Origin of the sequence: Bacillus sp. LUNF1 (assembly GCF_011008975.1) — a bacterium.
Taxonomy (GTDB): domain Bacteria; phylum Bacillota; class Bacilli; order Bacillales; family Bacillaceae; genus Bacillus; species Bacillus velezensis.
This window is the reverse complement of the sequence record NZ_CP048876.1, coordinates 2288734-2310100: the sequence shown is the minus strand read 5'-3', so window position 1 is coordinate 2310100 and position 21367 is coordinate 2288734. Positions and strand designations below refer to the sequence as shown.

Annotated in this window: 4 protein-coding genes; all 4 read left to right on the top strand. The window is 49.7% G+C overall.

The window, feature by feature from the left end:
* The 4 genes from G4O42_RS11135 to G4O42_RS11120 all read left to right on the top strand — a co-directional run bounded on the left by G4O42_RS11135 (position 1) and on the right by G4O42_RS11120 (position 21345).
* Entirely contained in the window at positions 1 to 7719 is a 7719-nt protein-coding gene (locus G4O42_RS11135) for a type I polyketide synthase (protein WP_032873175.1), read from the top strand.
* A 22-nt stretch (positions 7720 to 7741) separates the two neighbouring features.
* A complete protein-coding gene (locus G4O42_RS11130) occupies positions 7742 to 13897 on the top strand; it encodes a type I polyketide synthase (RefSeq protein ID WP_032873177.1) in 6156 nt (2051 codons plus the stop codon).
* Positions 13894 to 20109: a beta-ketoacyl synthase N-terminal-like domain-containing protein gene (locus G4O42_RS11125; RefSeq protein WP_032873179.1), complete on the top strand. Its 6216-nt coding sequence runs from the start codon at positions 13894 to 13896 to the stop codon at positions 20107 to 20109. The genes G4O42_RS11130 and G4O42_RS11125 overlap by 4 nt, the downstream gene beginning before the upstream one ends.
* Before the next feature lie 81 nt (positions 20110 to 20190).
* Positions 20191 to 21345, top strand: a complete 1155-nt coding sequence (locus tag G4O42_RS11120) for a cytochrome P450 (RefSeq protein WP_032873181.1) — start codon at positions 20191 to 20193, stop codon at positions 21343 to 21345.
* Positions 21346 to 21367 lie beyond the last annotated feature (22 nt).

Sequence of the window (21367 nt, the reverse complement as noted above, 5' to 3'; positions counted from 1 at the left end):
TTGGCAGTTGCCACCGATCAAGTCAAAACGTTCCTGCAGAAAATCAGCCATACGAATTATATCGTCCGGGATCATCGCGTTCATCAAATCCGCGTCCTCCCGGGCGTGACTTTAATAGATATGCTGTATCGGCTCGCCGCCGGGTATCTCGGTGAACGGCCTATAGAATTAAGACAGATTATTTTTAAGCAGCCTGTTGTAACATCTGAAGAGTTTGATAAACACCTGTATGTGACCTTTACGCCGGCGCGTGACAGCTGGAAAGTTGAGATCACTAGCGAAAAAGCAAAAAATGGCACACCGCTTGGCGGAAACCGGGATGAGAATATGGAATGCCAGCTTTATTTGCAAAAAGACACGCCCCGGGCAAAAGAACTGAATATTGAAGCATTCATGAAAAACGCAAGCCGAAAATGGGACATGCATGACATTTACGGAATTGCAAGAAGAAGCCATATTGAACATGGCGAGTTTATGAAAAATGAAGGGGCCGTTTATCAGCTTCAGGATAAAGAAGAATTAATGGAGCTCACTCTGAGTGATTTGGCTGAAGGATTCCGGGAGAAATTTAAGGCGCATCCGGCTTTTTTAGATGCGTCCACCCTTGCCGGCTCTTCCTTTGCATTGTCGGCCCAAAAGCAAAATGACACACCTTATATTCCTTTTATGATCAATCGTTTTTGCATGTATCAGCCGTTTCCGAAAACGATTTACACTTATTCTGCGAAAAACAGCCGCACTGAAAGCGGCGCATCAGACAGCGAACCTGATGTTTATTCGGCCGACTTCACGATTTACGACAGGGCAGGGAACGTATTGGCCGAATGTGAGAAACTGACAGTAAAAAGGGTCAGACAAGCGAATATGATTACCCATCTGATAGACAAAGAGAAGCCGCCTCAGCAGAATAGAAGCGGCCGTGGTGAGCCCGAAAGTCCTGTGGCCGCAGAAGACGTGTCTGAACAGCAAACGCCGGAACAAAACATGGTGACTTACATAAAGTCGGAAATCGCCAGGCTGATCAATCGTCCGGCACAGGATATTGATGTGAGGAAAGGCTTTTATGATATGGGGCTTGACTCGGCGCATTTGCTGAAGCTTGTAAAGATATTAGAGCAGACTTTTCAGCAGCAGTTTTATCCGACACTGCTTTTTGAATATTCATCAGTCCGCCGCCTTGCGGATTACCTTATCAATGAAGCGGGCTGTGTGCTGAAAGATTCGGCCGAAGAACAGCATACATCAGATGCTGACATCGCTGATGAGGTTCTGTTTTTTGAACCCGCCTGGAAAGATCATCCGCTGGAAACGGCGGTGCAGAACGGGCAAAAACACACCCGTCATCTCATTATCGCTGCCGATGCAGGACCCCGTCTCACCGGTGAACTCGGCGCACATTGCCCGGAAGCGGAAGTGATAGAACTGAAAAGGGAGCATGAGGCTGCAGATGAGCAGTTTGAAGCAGATGCCGAGCGCATATTTCGTATGCTCAAACGGGAACTGACAGACCATCCGAAAGAACATACATTGATTCAGCTTGTATGCGCCGTTGAGAATGGAGCGGCATTGTCTTCCGCTCTCGGGGCTATGCTGAAAACGGCACATCTGGAAAATCCGGCTCTTCGCACTCAGGTGATCACCTTCTGTGACAAGAATGAGAGATTGCCAAGTGAGACGGCCGCAATCATTAGAACAGAAGCAGACTGCTCTTATGCAGGCTGCACAGACATTCGGTATAAAGACAATATGCGGCAGATCAGATTGTTCGAACGTATTGAGAAACTGGACGGGCAGACACAGTCTCCTTGGAAACAAAACGGCGTATATGTCATTACAGGAGGTCTCGGCGGTCTTGGATTTCTGCTTGCCCGTCACCTTGCAGAAAAAGAAAAGGTGAAGCTCGCACTCATCGGCCGTTCGCCGGAACAGTCTGAGAAGATCAGCAGACTGAAAGCATTGGGCGCAGAAGTTCTTTACGTTCAAGCGGACATCGGCAATAAAGCCGAAACAGAGCGGGCATTTGCTCAGATTACAGAAACCTTCGGCCGGCTGACGGGCATTTTTCATTGCGCCGGTGTTTTAAAAGATCAATTTATCATCCAAAAAGACAGTTCTGACTTGAAGCAGGTGTTTCTGCCGAAAATCAGCGGCCTGATTCATGCGGACGAAGCTTCACGGCATGAACCGCTTGAATTTTTCGCCGTATTTTCCTCATTCTCGGCGTTGGCCGGAAATGCGGGCCAGACAGATTATGCCGCAGCGAACGCTTTTATGGATGAATATATGAAATATCGCGATTGCAAAGCGGAAAAAGGCGAACGGACCGGGGCTTCTATGACGATCAACTGGCCGCTTTGGGAAGATGGCGGCATGCAGGTTGACAGCTTGATGAAAGAGATCATGAATGATGCAACCGGCACCAGCCCGCTTCCGACTGGGGAAGGGATGGCTTCACTTGAATATATGCTGCGACTCGGCAAGCTGCAATCTGTTATTTTATACGGGAAGGAGCCGGCTGTAACTGAAAGCATGGGCCGATTGGATCAGGTGGCAGACAAGAACCGCTCTTCATTATCCCATGCAGCTGTCAAGAGAAGGAGCCGAAAACAAGAGAGACACACAGAAGAGCACGATATTGCGGTAATCGGATTGGCTGGAAGATACCCGCAGGCGGGAAGCATCGATGAATTTTACCAAAATCTGCGCTCAGGAAAAGACTGCATCACAACAATGCCGAAGGACAGATGGAAAGGTTATCCTTTCTCATATGAAGCAGATCAGTTCTACCGTTACGGAGGATTTTTAGATCGCATAGACAGCTTTGATCCGCTGTTTTTCAATCTGACTCCGCGCCAGGCTGAAATGATGGACCCGCAGGCGCGGCTGTTTTTAGAGACGGCTTGGGAAGCTTGTGAAGATGCCGGTTTTTATCAGGACAGAACGGCGCGCGGGCCATCTTCACAAAAGAGAAAACGCGTCGGAGTATTCGCAGGTGTGTTTTGGAGCCATTATGAGCTGTTCGGCGCTGAAATCACACAGCGGGGCACACCGCTGTCTATGGGCGTGACGCCTGCCTCTGTTCCGAATATCGTGTCTCACTGCCTGAACTTTACAGGGCCGTCAATGGCTGTTGATACGATGTGCTCTTCTTCGCTCACATCCATACATTTGGCATGTGAAAGCATTAAAAGGGGGGAGTGCGAATTCGCCCTTGCCGGGGGTGTGAATGCGGTCACACACCCGCATAAATATGCGTTTTTGGCGAATGCCGGATTTCTGTCTTCAGAAGGCGTCTGCAAAAGCTTCGCCGACGGCGGTGACGGTTATGTGCCGGGAGAAGGCGTCGGCGCGGTGTTACTGACAACCGTTCAAGAAGCGGAAAGAATGGGCTGTCCGATATATGGCGTCATAAAAGGCTCCGCTTTAAACCATGTCGGAAAAACATCCGGTTTGACCGTGCCTGATCCGGCATCACAGGCGGAAGTCATTACAGATTCTTTTCAGAGTGCCGGCATTGATCCGGAGACACTGAGCTATATTGAAGCCCACGGAACAGGCACCTCTCTGGGTGATCCGATTGAAATTGAAGGGCTGAGCCGCGCATTCCGCAAATGGACAAACAAGAAGCGGTTTTGCGCCATTGGCTCTGCTAAATCAAATATCGGCCATTTAGAAGGAGCGGCCGGAATCGCCGGATTAACAAAGGTGCTTTTGCAGCTGAAGCATGGAGAAATCTTTCCGTCATTGCACACGGACACGCTGAATCCCCATATTCCGTTTCCGGACACGCCGTTTTATGTGGCGGACCGGCTGGAAGAATGGAAACGGCCGTCACATTCTGACCTGCCGAGAAGAGCGGGTTTAAGTTCTTTTGGCGCCAGCGGGAGCAATGCCCATTTTGTCATAGAAGAATATCTGCCGCCGCAGGCTGAAAAGAAATCGGTAAATATACGGGAAGACGAGCCGGTTCTGTTTCTGCTTTCGGCAAAAAATGAAGAACGCCTATTAGAATATGTCAAACGGTATGACCGCTTTTTACGGGAAAAAGAAGTCAACCTTAAAGACCTGGCCTACACGCTTCAAACAGGCAGAGAAGCGATGCCTGAACGGCTGGCATTGATCGTTACATCCGTTTGCGGCCTGCAAGCGAAACTGAAGGATGTGCTTGAACGGAAAACAGAAATTGAAGGATGTTTCCGCGGACGTGCTCAAGATGATATTTCATCAGCAGGAATGGCCGGGCTGCTGAAAAACAAGCAATATTCCAGATTGCTCACTGAGTGGGCAAAAGGAGCCGCCGTTGACTGGAGCCTGTTATACGAAGGAGAGAAGCCGAAACGGGTCAGCCTTCCTGTATATCCGTTCGCGAAGGAGCGGTATTGGGTGCCTGTGCCCGCGGATATCCGGAAACAGACAGACGAACCGGCGGAAAACCAAAAGATTATTCTTCAAAAAGACTGGAAGCAGCAAGATCCGGCGGAATCTGAAGCATTATCAGGAACAGTAATGATACTTGCAACTGATAAGACAAGCCGATTGGCCGATGCTCTTTTTAAAGGAAACAGCCATATTGAAACGATTTGCTTCATCCATCAGGCAAAAGACGGCGCCGATTATTACGCCGCCGCATCGGGGCGAAACCTTTACGGCAGAGTGCGGGAGTCTCTTCAAAACAAACAGATACTCGGGGTCGTCGACATAACCGCATATGACGCGGAATATGAACGGCGGGAAGAGATAGAACACGGAAAGCTTGCCTTTTTACAGCAGGCTCTTGAATCATTCCGTCATAGGGGCGCTGTGTTCAGCCAAGTGACACACCGCCTCCAGCCTTTCAAGGAAAGTAAACCTCTGATGCAAGGGGCGAAAACGGCGGGGCTGTACCGGATGATGGGCGCTGAGTATGCCAACATTCATTCTTTTACGATAGATAGCGATTGTGAGATTGAGCATACAGAAGAATTAAGCAGACAGATTGAGACTGAATTTTTACAGCCGCGGGCCAAAAGCGGCAGTGAATGCTGCTACAGGCTGAATCGCCGTTATGTGCCGTTTCTGAAGCCGGGTACGAATGTGTCTGTGGCGCCTGAGCTTTCCTATTCGTCTGATGATGTGCTGTTAATAACGGGCGGATCGCGCGGGATCGGCGCAATTGCGGCGGAGCATGCCGTTTCACGCGGGTGCAGAAAACTGGTCATCATGGGGCGGGAGCCGCTTCCCGATTCCTCGGAGTGGGCAGACATGAAAAAGGACGGCATTCTCCCGGAAAAAGCCGAGCGGATGCAGAGGTTAGCCGAGCGGGGTGCGGAGATCCGTTATTACAGCGTTTCTCTTACGGATCAAAAGGGGCTCCGGAACATGACGGACAGCATCCGCGGCACGATGGGACCGATTACCGGTGTTTTTCATTGCGCGGGTGCAATGGGAGAACACCCCGCTTTTTATAACAAAACCGAAACTGAGATCGAAAGCGTTTGCACACCGAAAGTAACTGGGCTTTGCGATCTCTATGAAGCCGTTCGGAATGAGCCGCTGTCGTTTTTTATTTTGTTCTCATCCGTTTCGGGTCTGATCCCTTCGCTTGCTGCGGGGCAAAGTGACTACGCGATGGCTAATTCATTTATGGACTCTTTTGCAAATCATCAGGCAGGTAAAGGAAACGTGTTTGTTAAAGCCGTTCAATGGCCCGTCTGGAAAGAAACCGGCATGGCTGAAGGCCTGCCGGAAACACCTGCTTATCAAAAATCAGGACTTTCCAGGCTGTCTGCCGAAGACGGACTGAAGTTTTTAGATTACATCATTTTAAACGGACAAAGCTGCGGAATTCCTTGTGTTCCCGAAGACAGTAAGGCTGATTTTGGTGATCTTCTGAAGGTGAAGAAAACTGAAGCTCACATGAAAAAAAGCACTGCCGGTGACCAAAAGGTGAAGGATATGATTCGTCAATGGGTGCGCACCGTTTTCAGCGAAGAACTGAAAATGACGGATGAGCAGATAAAAGATGATATGCCGTTTGATGAATACGGAATTGACTCAATACTCTTTGCGGAATTGGTTCAATCATTGCAAAAACGGATCAGCATAAAGTTAACACCGTCCTTAATGCTTCAATATCAAACGATTACAGAAATGGTTGACTATTTCGCAGCGCATCATGAAGCCGATTTTGTGACAAAAGAAAATGGTTTCGTTCAAGACGGGGACGTCCAGCCTGATGTAACCGCCGCCTCTGAAGAGAGAACATTCATGAAGCCGAAAGCGGATACCGAAGACGATATTGCCGTTGTCGGCATGTCCTGCCGTTTTCCGGGGGCGGGCGGAACGGATGCTTTTTGGGAGCTGCTGATGAAAGGAAACACCGCCATTCGGCCTGTCCCCGCATCGCGCTGGCATGCAACAGCAAATGCAAAGGATTATGCGGGGTGGATTGATGATATCGACATGTTTGATGCGGGCTTTTTCGGCATCTCTGAAAAAGACGCGGCAGTTATGGACCCGCAGGCGCGGATCATATTAGAAGAAGCGGTTCATTCCGTTTATGATGCCGGGTACGGCCAAAAGGATTTATCGGGCCGGAAAGTCGGCGTGTACATCGGCGGCAGGGCGCAGCCTTCAGCCGGTATGGAACATATCCTGCAGGCGCCTAACCCGATTTTGGGGGCGGGGCAAAACTATTTGGCGGCCAACATTTCACGATTTTTGAATGTCACAGGGCCGAGCCTTGTCGTGGATACAGCATGTTCCTCAGGGCTGATCGGGCTGTCCTTTGCAAAAGACGCCCTTTTGGCCGGAAGGATTGACGCGGCCTTAGTCGGTTCGGTGAGTCTGCTCTTATCTCCGTCCGCGCACCGGTTATTCGGAGCACGCCATATTTTAAATGAGAACGGCGTGTTTCATATATTTGACCGTGAATCAGCGGGAGAAGTGCTCGGAGAAGGAGCGGGGGCGGTTTTTATCAAACGATTGAGCGATGCGGTGCGGGACGGAGACCGTATTTACGGCGTCATAAAAGCCGTCTCGGTAAACAATGACGGCCGGACGCTCGGTCCCGGTTCACCGAATATAAGAGCGCAGAGAGACGCCATTCAAACTGCGCTTGACATGGCGGAAAAGTCGCCCGAAGACATTGGATATATAGAAGTGAACGGAGGCGGTTCCCCAATCGTTGATTCGGTGGAAATCAAGGCGCTCTCAGATGTCTATCAGCTGAACCGGAAAACGCTTCTGCCCTGCCGGATCGGATCGGTGAAACCGAATGTAGGGCATTTGCTTCTGTCTTCAGGTCTTGCGGGCTTCATCCGATGTGTGCTGAGCGTCTATCATAAGCGGATTCCGCCTTTCTTATCAGCGCGTGAGCCATTTGAACATTATGACTTTGAAGCGTCGCGTATTCATTTTAATCGTGAACCCGTTGATTGGCATTCAGAGAAGAAACCCCGCGTCGCAGCTCAGAGTTCATTTCCTGACGGCGGGACAAATGCTCATATCCTCGTTGAAGAATACAGAGGTGAAAGGCAGCGGGAACATCACCGGGCGCCTCAGCCGCCGGAATTCAGAAAAAAACACTACCCCCTTTTGGGCGGCTGGAACAGCACGGAGAATGAAGCAGAAAAAACAAGTAATGAAAAAACAGACATTGCGGATCTTTTAAAGAAATATGAGAAAAAAGCAGAGACAAGCACTGCACCTGCAGACTCGTTTTGGCAGGTGACAACGTGACGTTTTTAAAAGGGGACTAACCATGAAAAAAACAGTGAATCTGCGCCTGACGGCAGAACATCCCATTATGAAAAACCATCTTGTTCACGGCGAATCTGTCATGCCCGGTCTGGCCTATATTGATATGCTGTATCAGCTGGCAAAGCAAAGCCTTGATCTTTCATTCCGTTCCATCTGTCTGAAACGGGTGACCATTTATCATCCTTTATCAGTGAAGCGGTCAGAGCGGCTTGATGTGAGTGTCATATTCAGTAAAGAAAAGGAGTTCTGGACTGCCTCGATTTGCGGGGCGGATTCCGGGACGGTTTTCTTATCAGCGGAGGTGCATGAAGGAGTCTTCTCATCAGATAGGCGCCTTGACGCAGAGGAGAAAAAACAACAAGCCGCACTTCCATCAGTCTCTTTGCATACGGTTTACGAAGACGCGAGAAGCCGCGGACTGACGCATGACGGGCTGATGAAGCCGGAGGGAGAGATCTATGCAAATGAAGAGGAATGTTTCCTTGATATTCGGCAGTCTGATTCATGCCAGGAAAATCTCCCCGGCACTCTCTTTCATCCCGCGCTGATGGACGGTGCCGCCATGGCCTCCGGCGTATTGCAGACAGCTGCAGGCGCCGGTTTGTTTTTACCGATTTATTATGATTCGTTTATTGCCGCTGAGACGGTTACGGAGCGCTGTTACGCGGTGATTTCGAAAAAGTCCGGCACGCCGTCTGAAATGGTGAAAATGGATATTGACTTTTACAACCCCAGCGGTGCGCATATTGCTTCACTGCTCGGCCTGACAGCCAAAAAGGTGCGGACAGACCGGCAGCTGATACCAGGCGTTCAGCAGATGGAGGAAACCTTATACCGCATTTTCTCAACATACGTAGGCCGTCCTGTCACAAGAAATGATGCGCACACCGTGTTTTTTGAATTAGGTCTTGAATCGTCACAGCTTCTGGCCATTATTAAAGACATCGAAGAGGCGTTTGATCTGCGTCTGAATCCGACTCTTTTATTTGAATGCAGCAGCATATCCGAGCTGCTTGAAGACATAAAAACAAAAGGGACAGATGAATCTTCCGGCCTTGTTGCGAATGCAGCACCGGTCTCTGAAACGCAATCAGGCAGTCAGACATTTACTTTCTATGAACATGAAGCATTCCTTCAGGATCATCTGGTTTTCGGCAAACCGGCACTGATGGGTGTAGTGTATCCGTGTCTGGTGCTTGATGCATCCGGAACGTCTCATTCCGACACGTATCCCGCCGAGCTGAAAGATATCCGTTTTACGGGCGGGCCCGTCACGCTGGAGCCGGGAGAGGCCGCACATGTTGACATTTCATTTGCGGCAGAAAAGAGTGCCGAACGCTTTACCGCAAGCTGCTCTGTCTCCGGTAAAGAAAGCCGGAAGACGTGTGCCGAAGGAGAAATAATCAGATATACAGAGGCATCCGTAAAAAAATCATATGACGTTGAACAAATGAAGTCGCATGCACAAAAGGTGGCGCCGGATGTCATTTCCCGTCTGTACGATTCGGTTGCCGGCTTCACGATAGGCCCGATGCTGAAAACGGTAACGGCGGGATACAAAATGAGTGAGAGCTCCTTTTTATTGCAGCTGGACTTATCAGGAAAAAAAGAAAAAGGCGATCTGCATCACTTTGCATTTGACCCGCTTATATTGAATTCTTGTTATATGTCGCTCGGTGAAGAAGAATTGCAGCTGAAAAAGCGGATTCACGTCCCGCTCATGATTGAGAGGCTGACGCTTTACGGACCTGTCATGTCTGATACCGTCTATGTGGTGAATACAATCAAACATAAAAAAGACGGGTTCCTCTCATTTGACGCCGCAGTCCTCAGCCATACCGGAGAACAGCTGGCGGAATTGAAAAACGCGTCTGTGAAAGAAGTGCTTCAGCCAAATCGGCTTGAAAATGCGTCTTTTGCCCCATCCGGGAATCAAAGCCGTCAGAAAACGAAAGGAAACCCGCTGGATATTGCCATTGTCGGAATTTCCGGCAAGTATCCGCAGGCCGATGATATCAATGCGTTTTGGGAAAATCTCAAACAAGGAAAGGATTGTATTACCGAAATTCCGAAAGACCGCTGGAAATGGGAACATTACTTTTCCGAGGACCGTACGGCGCCGGGAGCGATCTACAGCAAATGGGGCGGATTCATTGACGGGATCGCCGATTTTGATCCTGAGTTCTTTAAGATTTCCCCCCGTGAAGCGGAACACCTTGATCCTCAGGAACGGCTGTTTTTAATGCATGCGTGGATGGCGATGGAGGATGCGGGATATACGAGGACATCACCTGAATTGGGCCGTCAGGTAGGTGTGTATGCCGGTGTCATGTATCAGGAATACCCGCTATTCGCGGCTGAAGCGGGAGTGAAAGGACGGCATATCGGGCTCCCCGGCGGGATTTCATCCATTGCTAACCGTGTCTCCTATTTTTGTGATTTTCAAGGGCCGAGCATTTCGGTCGATACGATGTGTTCGGGTTCTCTGACTTCATTGTACATGGCGTGCCGGGATCTGCGGGATCATCGGATTCGCGCGGCGCTTGCCGGCGGAGTGAATCTCACCGTTCATCCTAACAAGTACTTCATGCTGAGCCAGGGGCAGTTCATCTCATCTAAAGGACACTGCGGGAGTTTCGGCGCCGGGGGTGACGGCTATATTCCGGCAGAAGGGGTCGGGGTGCTGCTTCTTAAACGTTTAGAAGACGCCGTACAAGACGGAGATCGGATTTACGGCGTCATTAAGGGAGCTGCCATTAATCACGGCGGAAGAGCGAGCGGTTACACCGTACCGAACCCCAAGGCGCAGAGCGAAGTTATTTCTCAAGCTTTACAGGAGGCGGGGGTATCTCCGGGCCAGATCAGCTATGTGGAAGCGCACGGGACAGGGACAAAATTAGGCGATCCGATTGAAATCCGGGCTTTAACCGATGCATTCGGTGATGTTCCTGAAACATGTCTCATCGGGTCTGTCAAATCAAATATCGGACATGGGGAATCGGCAGCAGGCATCGCCGCTGTCACAAAAGTGCTGCTGCAGATGAAGCACAAACAAATCGCCCCATCTTTGCATGCGGATGTTTTAAATCCGAATATCCAATTTGACGAAGGGCCGTTTTCCGTCTGCCGGGAATTAACAGATTGGAAACGGATTGCCGCAGACGGAGAAGAACAGCCGCTCAGGGCGGGGATCAGCAGCTTTGGTGCGGGCGGTTCTAACGCGCATATCATTATTGAAGAATATGAGGCTCCTGTCAAACAAGCAATCAGCAGCCAAGAGCCGGCTGTCATTCTGCTGTCTGCGAAAAACGGGGAGCGTCTGACAGAATATGCGGAGCGCCTTCTTGCTTTTCTTCAAAAGAAGCATACGGATCAGCCGGACTTATTTGATGTCGCATATACTTTACAAGCGGGGCGGGAAGCGATGGATGAGCGGCTGGCTCTCATTGCGGACTCCCTTAAGGAGCTGGAGGACAAGCTCAGATCGTACTTGGAAAATGAAAATGCACCGCATCTTTACAGGGGGCGGGCGAAGCGAAATCATGAGACAGTGGCTGTGTTTGAATCTGATGAAGATTTGCAGGAAGCCATGGTCAAATGGCTGAAAAAGAGAAAGTACGGTCATTTGCTGAACATGTGGGTGCAGGGAGTCGATGTGGACTGGAACTTGTTATATTCGGGACGAAAACCCCGGAGAATCAGCCTTCCCGCCTATCCGTTTGCAAAGGTCAGATGCTGGATTCAAGATGAAGCCGAGGCGGTTTCAAAAAGGGATGACGGCAAAACGGTGATCCATCCGCTGCTTCATGAAAACACATCCGATCTGTGGGAGCTGAAATTCACATCCGTTTTTACCGGACGGGAATTCTTTTTCACTGATCACACAGTCAATGGGGAGAAGGTGCTCCCGGGAGCCGCCGTGATCGAAATGGCCAGGGCGGCCGTTGAGCGTGCCGCATGCGCTGTGCCGGACGGACGTAAAGGACTGTATTTGAAAGATCTCATATGGATGAGGCCTGTCGTTCATAAGGGGACGGATGTAGAAGTCCATATCAGCCTTATCCTTAAGGAAAATGAAGACATTGAATTTACGATTTACAGCCTATCGGAAGAACCCGGGGGAGAACGGATTTTATACAGTAAAGGCACCGCGGTATCAGGAGAGATAGCAGAGGTTCCGTCAGTTCACTTAGAGGGCTGGCTGTCCGGCTGCGGCCAATCGGTTATGACGTCTGATGAGGTTTATCAGGCTTTCCGGCATGCGGGTATGATATACGGGCCGAGCCATCAAGGAATTGATCAGCTGATGATCGGAGAGAGGGGCGCTGCAGCCCGGCTGTCGCTGCCGGAATCGGCAGACAGTACCGCCGATCAGTTTGTCATCCACCCGAGTCTTCTAGATGCCGCGTTTCAGGCGTCACTGGGTGCCGGTTCAGATACTGCCGGAGACACTCCGATGCTGCCGTTTTCCCTGAGGCAGGCAGAAATATTTCAGCCGACTCAGAAAACGATGTGGGCGCTTGTCCGCAAACAGAGCGATCGGTCAGATAACGGAGCGCTGACGCTGGATATTGATTTATGTGATGAAAACGGCGCTGTTTGTATGAGATTGACAGGATTTGTCTGTCGGGCGGTCCGGCAGACAAACCAAACCGAAAGCAAACGGCAGGAAGTTCAGACGGCGCTGCTTGCCCCTGTTTGGGACAAAACTTTCTTTTCTCTGGAAGAAAATCGAGCGGTTGATCAGGAACAATTGCTGATCATCGGAAAGCCGGGAAATACCATAAAGGCTGCGGCAAAAATGTGGCCCCGCGCCCATCTGGCGGAGACGCCGGATCATTCAAGCGAGCAAACATTACGTAAATTGACAGCCGGGTATCAAGATATCCGCCATTTCTTATGGATTGCGCCGGATCGTTTCGCACCCGCATCCGTCAGTCAGGAAATGCTTGATGAGCAGGAGAATGGGGTGATTCAATGTTTCCGTTTCATCAAAGCGCTGCTGTCACTCGGGTATGGAAATCGAAACATCAGCTTTACGGCGGTCACCCGGCAGACACAGTCCGTGTATCCGGGTGATCTGCCGCAGCCTGAGCATGCAGGTGTACACGGTTTGATCGGTTCATTGGCAAAAGAATATCCGAACTGGGATATCAGGCTGATTGATGCAGAAGAAGACAGTGATTCGTCTGAAATGAAAGACATCTGGCGCCTCCCTCCAGATCCGGACGGAAATGCTGCCGCGTACCGTAACGGAGCTTGGCACAAGCAAAAAACAGTCCGGGTGCTGACAAGTTCCGCTCCGCGTATGTCGTACAGAGAAGGCGGCGTTTATGCTGTCATCGGCGGAGCGGGCGGCATCGGAGAAGCATGGAGCAAATACATGATCACCCGTTACAAGGCACGGATAATATGGATCGGCAGGCGGCCGAAGGATCAGGAGATTCAGAGCAAAATAGACAGGCTGGCGCTATCAGGCCCCGCGCCGCATTATATACAGGCTGATGCTCAAGATGCCGCAGCGCTTAAGGCTGCCGTCCGTTCCGTAAGAGAGCAATACGGCAATATAACGGGAGTCATCCATTCCGCGATAACGCTTGCCGACAAAAGTATGGCGAATATGGATGAAGCTTCTTTCAGAAACGCTTTTTCAGCTAAGGCAAATACGAGCGTCCGAATGATCGAAGCTTTTAAGGGAGAACCGCTTGATTTTGTGCTGTTTTTCTCATCCGTTAATTCTTTCACAAAAAATGCCGGGCAAAGCAACTATGCGGCAGGGTGTACATTTCAAGACGCCTTTGCCCGCCATATCGCTTCCTTGCTTGATTGTGAAGTGAAAGTCATGAATTGGGGATATTGGGGCAGTCTGGGCGTTGTATCAGACCCGTCTTACAGAAAACGGATGGAGGCGTCAGGGATCGGTTCTATTGAACCCGATGAAGCAATGGAGGCGCTGGAAGTCTTACTATCAGAACCGTTCAGTCAAGCGGCATTCATCAAAGCTGCTCCGCACGGCTTAGCCGCACTGACGGATCAAGATGCAATATCGGTTATATCCGGCCCGAAGCCTTCATTTATGGAAAGCGTCAAGCGGCAAAATCCGGATCGGAATGAACGGCTTGAGACTTTAAAACAAGAAATGGAGTTGCGCATATGAACAGCCTTCTTTGCAAACTGCTCTTTTACCAATTACAGTCAATCGGGTTTTTCAGCGAGCCTGTCACTACACCTGCAGCATCCATGCGGAGCGCCGGCGTGATCGGCACATACGGCAGATGGCTGGAAGAAAGCCTGAATCTATTAAAAGAAAACGGATATATCGCGTATGACGGATACACGATCACCCTCCTCACGGATCAGCGTCCGGACAGCCGCACAGTCTGGAATGAGTGGAATGCCCATAAACGCCTGCTTCCCAATGGGGAGCTTGCGCAAGCTGAATTGGCTGAGGCGACGATAAAAGCGATGCCTTCCATTTTAAAAGGGGAACGTCCGGCTACGGATATCGTATTTCCCGATTCGTCAATGCGGCTCGTTGAAGGTGTTTATAAGCATAATCCTGTCGCGGATTATTTTAATGAAGTGTTAGCAGATGCCGCGGCCGCTTACCTGAAAGCCTATCTTACAGAACACCCCGATGCCCGCATCAGGCTGATAGAAGTAGGGGCCGGGACGGGCGGAACGAGCGCCATGCTGTTTACAAAACTGCAACCATTTGCAAAACAGATTGCGGAATATTGTTATACGGACGTTTCTAAAGCTTTTTTAATGCATGCCGAACAGGAATACGGACCTGATGTGCCGTATTTGACAACAGCCTTGTTTAATGCGGAGGAGCCTTGCGAATCACAAAATATCAAAACGGGTGTTTACGATATTGTCATCGCCGCCAATGTGCTTCACGCCACAAAAAATATCGGTTTGACACTGCGCCGTCTGAAAGCGCTTCTGAAATACAACGGAATGATTCTGATAAACGAAATCAGCGATCGTTCTGTTTTTACCCATTTAACCTTCGGGCTGCTTGACGGCTGGTGGTCCTATGAGGATGCTGAGCTTCGGATTCCGGGAAGTCCCGGCTTATATCCAAAATCGTGGGAGCGTGTGCTGCATTCGGAAGGATACAGAGCGGTTTGTTTCCCTGCTGAAACGGCTCATGATTTAGGTCAGCAGATTATCGCAGCTGAGAGTGACGGACTCGTCCGGATGCAAGGGATCAGAGACGGCAGAAAGCCATACGCCGCCCCGGCCGAAGTTTTCCGAAAGCCCGCACAGCCTGTTTCCCGCAGCCGCGCGCCAGAGGAGCATCAAGCTGTTAAGGCTGATGGGGAATCGGTCGTTTCCCATGTCCGCTCAGTCATCAAAACAAGTATTGCCGATGTATTAAAAATGAAAGAAGAGGATATTCAGGAAGAACTGAATTTCTCTGAATACGGCATTGATTCCATTTTGGCCGTCAATGTGATTAACGAGATTAATAAGCGTTTGAATCTTACACTGCAGACAACGATTTTATTTGATTACTATCATGTGAAACTGCTGACCGGTTATATCTCGGAAGAATACGAAACCATCATAGCCTCATCTCTGGAGACCGAAAGAGCGAAAATCCGCCCGGCGCTTCAGGAAGAACGGCCTGCTGAAAAACCTCTGCAGACGGAAAGAAAGGAAAACGGTTATCAGAAACCGAAACAAGAACGTATGCCGCCTTCTTTCGCAAAGTCCGATGACTCGGGAATGTTCCGGGTTGTGATTGACCGTCCGGGCGGCATTGAAGATCTGACGATTGCCCGCAGTGAAGTGCCCGAGACAAAAGATGACGAAGTTCAAATAGCCGTCCGCGCCTTTTCTTTAAACTTCGGAGACTTGCTTTGTGTCAGAGGGCTGTACCCGACGATGCCGCCTTATCCGTTCACTCCGGGATTTGAAGCAAGCGGCGTCGTGATCAAGACAGGGAGGCATGTAACATCCGTCATTCCAGGTGATGAAGTGATTGTCGGCATGGGAGAGGAATTTGGATCTCAGGCGAATCTCATCACATGTAAAGAACATCAAGTCTATCATAAACCGGCCCGGCTGACCTTTGAAGAAGCATGCGCTCTTCCCACCGTGGCGGTGACAATGATAGACGCCTTCCGGAAAGCCGGACTTAAAAAAGGCGAAAAAATATTAATTCAGACCGCGACGGGAGGAACGGGGCTGATCGCGGTGCAAATGGCCCGGCATATCGGTGCGGAAATATATGCCACGGCCGGATCACAGAAAAAAATTGAGTATTTGCATTCGCTCGGGGTCCACAATACCATTTGCTATTTAGAAGAAGATTTTGAAACGGAAATCATGCGAATGACCGGCGGCCGTGGGGTGGATGTTGTCATTAATACCCTGGCCGGTGATGCCATGCAAAAAGGAATGAATTGCCTGGCGCCGGGCGGAAGATATATCGAAATTGCCATGACTGCGCTGAAATCCGCTAAATCAGTCGACTTGTCCGTCCTTCATAACAATCAATCGTTTCACAGCGTGGATTTGCGGAAGCTGTCCCTTCAAAATCCGGATCAGGTCAAGGATTATCAATTGGAACTGCAGCGGCTGGCGGAAGAGGGAGTCATTCAGCCTGTCATCTCAAAAATCTTTTCCTTTGAAGACATAAAAGAAGCGTATCACTGTCTGGATGACCGCGGAAATATCGGAAAAATCGTCATCAGCGTTTCTGAGCCGTATCAAATGACGTACCCCCCCGAACAAAAGGATCCGGCCGATACAGTAAAATCAGCAGCTGTGTTACCTGAAAAAGAACCGATCGCGATTATCGGGATGAGCGGGCGGTTTGCTGAATCGGAGAATCTCCAAGAGTTTTGGGAACACTTAGCCGCCGGACGGGATCTGATTAAAAAAGCAGACAGATGGGATGTCTCTGACAGCCAATGCCAGTATGGCAGTTTTATAGAGGACATTGAATGTTTTGACCCCGTTTTCTTTCATATATCGGGACGTGAAGCGACCTATATGGACCCGCAGCAGCGGCTGTTTTTGGAAGAATCATGGAAAGCGCTTGAAGATGCGGGATATGCGGGAGACTCGGTAAGAGGCCGGGAATGCGGCGTGTATGCCGGCTCCTGCGGCGGAGATTACCAGGCCATTTTTAAACAGCAGGGGCCCGCGCAGGCTTTTTGGGGCAATCATAATTCCGTCACTCCGGCAAGGATCGCCTATCACCTTAATTTACAAGGTCCGGCGATCACTGTTGATACGGCATGTTCCAGTTCGCTGACAGCCATTCATTTGGCATGTCAGGGGCTCTGGACGAAAGAAACGGAAATGGCGGTGGCGGGCGGGGTTTTCATTCAATCCACTCCCGCTTTTTATCAGTCGTCAAATAAGGCGAATATGCTGTCACCGACCGGACGCTGCCATACGTTTGATCAAAGCGCGGACGGGTTCGTTCCGGGGGAAGGCGTGGGAGCGGTGGTGCTGAAACGTCTTAGCGACGCCGTTAGTGACGGAGATCATGTGTACGGCGTCATAAAAGGCTCTGCAATGAATCAGGACGGCGCTACAAACGGAATCACCGCTCCAAGCGCGCTTTCTCAAGAACGATTGGAACGGCATGTCTATGACACTTTTCACATTGATCCGGAAACCATTCAAATGGTGGAAGCTCACGGAACGGGCACTGCACTGGGCGACCCGATCGAATTCGGCGCCTTAACGCGCGCTTTCCGCCGCTATACGGATAAAAAAGGATATTGCGCCATCGGCTCTGTAAAAACCAATCTCGGACATGCCGCTGCGGCCGCGGGGATGGCCGGACTGTTTAAAATCCTGCTTTCGCTGAAGCACCGGCAGATTCCGGCTTCCCTGCATTTTCATCAAGCCAATCAGCATATTCAATTTGCGGACAGCCCGTTTTTTGTGAATGAAAAGTTGATACCATGGGAACGGAATCCGGATGCACCGCGCAGAGCCGCCATCAGTTCATTCGGATTCAGCGGAACAAATGCCCATCTTGTGATTGAAGAGGCGCCGCAAACCGTGCGCCGGTCACCGGCAAAACCGGCCTGCCTCATTCCTTTATCTGCGCGGACGGAGCGTCAGCTGGAAATTCAGGCAGAACGCCTGCTGGATTCACTCAGCAAGAACAAAGACAGCGATCTGGGAAATATAAGTTATACGCTCCTGCTCGGCAGAAAGCATTTACATCACCGGTTTGCCTGTATCGTAAGCAGTGCGGACGAACTGAAGCGGGTATTATCGGAGTGGCTTGTAAAAAGAGAGCTTCCGGGTGTGTTTGTGTCCAATTTGAAGGATCAGAAGCCGGCAGAAGAAGCCGGAATGAAAACATTCGGAATGGAATGCATTGAACAGTGCCGCTCGGCGGCTTCGCCCGCACAGTACAGAGAAAGCCTGGCACATATCGCTGACCTTTTTTGCAGAGGGTATGATCTTCCTTTTACACGGCTTTTTGACGGAGGGCAATATTATAAAACGCCGCTTCCTGCCTACCCGTTTTTAAAAGAAAGGTATTGGGCGGCTGATGTAAACAGTTCTTTACCAGGTCAAGCCATGAAAAAGTCTGAAACGCAAACCGTTCTCCCGTCTTCGCCCCAGCCTGAACATGAAGGGCTGATTTCTCTGACTCCTTTAACTGAGATCGAAATGAGAGCGTTTGAACCGGAGATATTGCAAAAACCGATCGTGTTACAGCCTTTGGATGGTACTGTTTCTGTCCGGCAGCCAGAAAAAGCCGTTTTCGAAGACAATAGAACATTGCTTGAAGAATTGAGGATAAGCCTGGCAGATATTTTATTTTTGTCACCGGAAGATATTGATGCTGATGAGCCTTTCATCGACATGGGGCTTGACTCCATTATCGGGGTTGAATGGATACAAACAGTAAATAAAACGCACCACACTGAGATTACTGCCAATAAGGTGTATGAACACCCGACGCTTAAGGAGCTTGCGGAATATATAGCGGGGCAAATAAAGAAACCCGAGTATGCTGAAGCGGAGGAAACAGCGGTACGTCCGCAAATCCCGGAAGCAGAAACTCCCCTTGCCGGCATCTCTGACGGCACTTTGCGCAAAGAGCTCAAAGAAAGCCTTGCGGACATCCTGTTTCTGAAGCCGGAAGATATTGATGAGCATGAGGCATTCATTGATATGGGGCTGGATTCTATTATCGGTGTGGAATGGGTTCAGTCCATTAATAAAGCCTATCAAGCGTCTATTACGGCAAATCTGGTCTATGAATATCCGACAATCGCAACATTAGCCGGGTATCTGACCGGTTCTGTCCAAAAAGACACTGAGGAAGTACATGGGGAACATACGAAACAAAACGATATATCAGAAGAGGCAGATGATCAAGAACCGCCCGAGCTGATCTGTCTTAACCCGGGTGGAAAGGGAAGACCGATTTTCTGGTTTCATTCCGCGCTGGGGGCAGTGGAGCTGTACCAGCCCGTTGCCGAACGGACCGGGCGTCCTTTTTACGGAATTCAGGCAAGAGGGTGGATGACAGACCGGGAACCGATCCGCGGCATTAAAAACATGGCCGAATATTACGTTAAGCTCATACGTACCGTGCAGCCCCGGGGTCCTTACGATGTAGGCGGCTATTCATTAGGGGGCATGCTCGCTTATGAAGTCACCCGGCAATTGCAGCTGGCTGGAGAAACCGTTGAGTCAATCGTCATGCTCGACTCCTTTGACGCGGCGGGTGCGCGGGAAATAAACATTTCTGATGAATTATTTGATAAAAATATGATGCTGCAGACGGTGAACATGGCTTTATTTGCACCGATCTATCAACATCCGGAACGCATATCTGAAACCTTGATTCATCGTGATGAACTGAATGCCGATCTTCATGAAGACATATTTTTAGAGCAATTAATCGCAAAAGCCAAACAGCGGGGGTTAACGAAGACGGACGCGTTGGTGAAAAATCTGATCAGGCAGAATATAAATGTTCAGGACGCTTACGAAATCACTGATTACGAACTCCTGCCGCTTCCGGATCCGAACGGGGTGACATGCTATTATTTCCGAAATAAAAACGGTATTTTCTTGGGTGAGCTTGATCCGTATTTTACAATCAGGGCCGATATTTTATCTGCTGATTTCGTCAACTACTGGAGCCAGTGGGAAGAGCATATGACAAACATCGCCATCATGGATGTGGCGGTATCCAACCATATGACGTTATTGGCTGAAGACAGCGCAGCCGAAACGATTTCTGAATTTTGCGGCGTTTTATATTCGGCAGACGGAATGACAGAACACAGCTTCCTGCAGCTGCAGGAAAAGATACTGAATGTGCATGGTGAGATGCTGAAGCAGCCCGCCAAAACAAGACCGTAAATTCACATATCCGCCCGCCGGGTTTACTCGTAAGCTTCGGCGGGTCATTTCAAATCTTGATCACATCTTGGAGGAATGAAAATGACCAGTTTAACAAAAATCAGACAGCAGCAGCCGTACAAGTGGTACCAAACGATGAGAGAAACCTCTCCCGTTCATTACAATGAAAAGGAAGATTGCTGGGAAATCTTCACCTATGATGAAGTGAAACGGGTGATTTCTGACTACAGTCATTTTTCTTCCGATCATAAATACTTAAGTGCGGACAAACAGGAAAAAATGATTCGGCATATTAACAAAGACAGCCTTTTGAAAATGGACCCGCCTGAACACACCGTCTTCAGAAAATTGGTCAATCAGCCATTCATGCCGAAATCGGTTGAGACTCTTGCACCGCGTATAGCCGCTATCGCTGATGACCTGCTTCAGGCCGTCCGTTCAAAAGGCAGGATGGACATTATTGAAGATTACGCATTTCCGCTTCCGATTATCGTGATCGCAGAGCTTCTAGGATTTCCTCCGAAAGACAGAGATATCTTTAAAAGCTGGGTCGACCAAAGCCAGAATGTAAAAGATGAAAAGAAAATGAATGAAGTGCAAAAGCAGATGATCGGATACTTCATGCAGTTTATTTTACAGCGGAGAAAACAGCCGCAAAATGATTTAATCAGCCATTTAATTTCAGCTGATTTAGACGGAGAGCCGCTGTCAGACAAGCAATTAATCGGTTTTTGCGGCTTGTTGATTGTCGCGGGGCACGTAACGACGGAAAATGTGATCGGAAACTCATTTCTCAGTCTCAAGGAGTTCCCGCACATTCTGCCCCGGCTGCTTGAAAATAAGGCGCTCCTTCCTGACTTTATTGAGGAAGTCATCCGCCTCAGACCTTCCATTCAGCGGGTAACCCGCTACACCGCGGTTGAGAGCGAGATTGGCGGAAAAACGATTCCGGCCGGAGAAAAAGTGTATGCGTGGATTGGATCGGCAAACAGAGATGAAAAGAAGTTTGAAAATCCCGATCAGATTGACTTGGGACGAAAGCCGAATCAGCATCTGTCATTCGGTCAGGGCAGCCATTATTGTTTAGGAGCGCCGCTGGCCCGGCTTGAAGCGAAAATCGCGCTTTCCCACTTTTTTGAACAGATGCCCGCATGGCGTTTTACTAAGGATCAAGAGCCGAATCTGGTTCCGAGCCCTGTATTTCACGGCGTTGACAGGCTGCTTGTTGAATTTTGAACGGAAAAATAAAAGAGGCTTC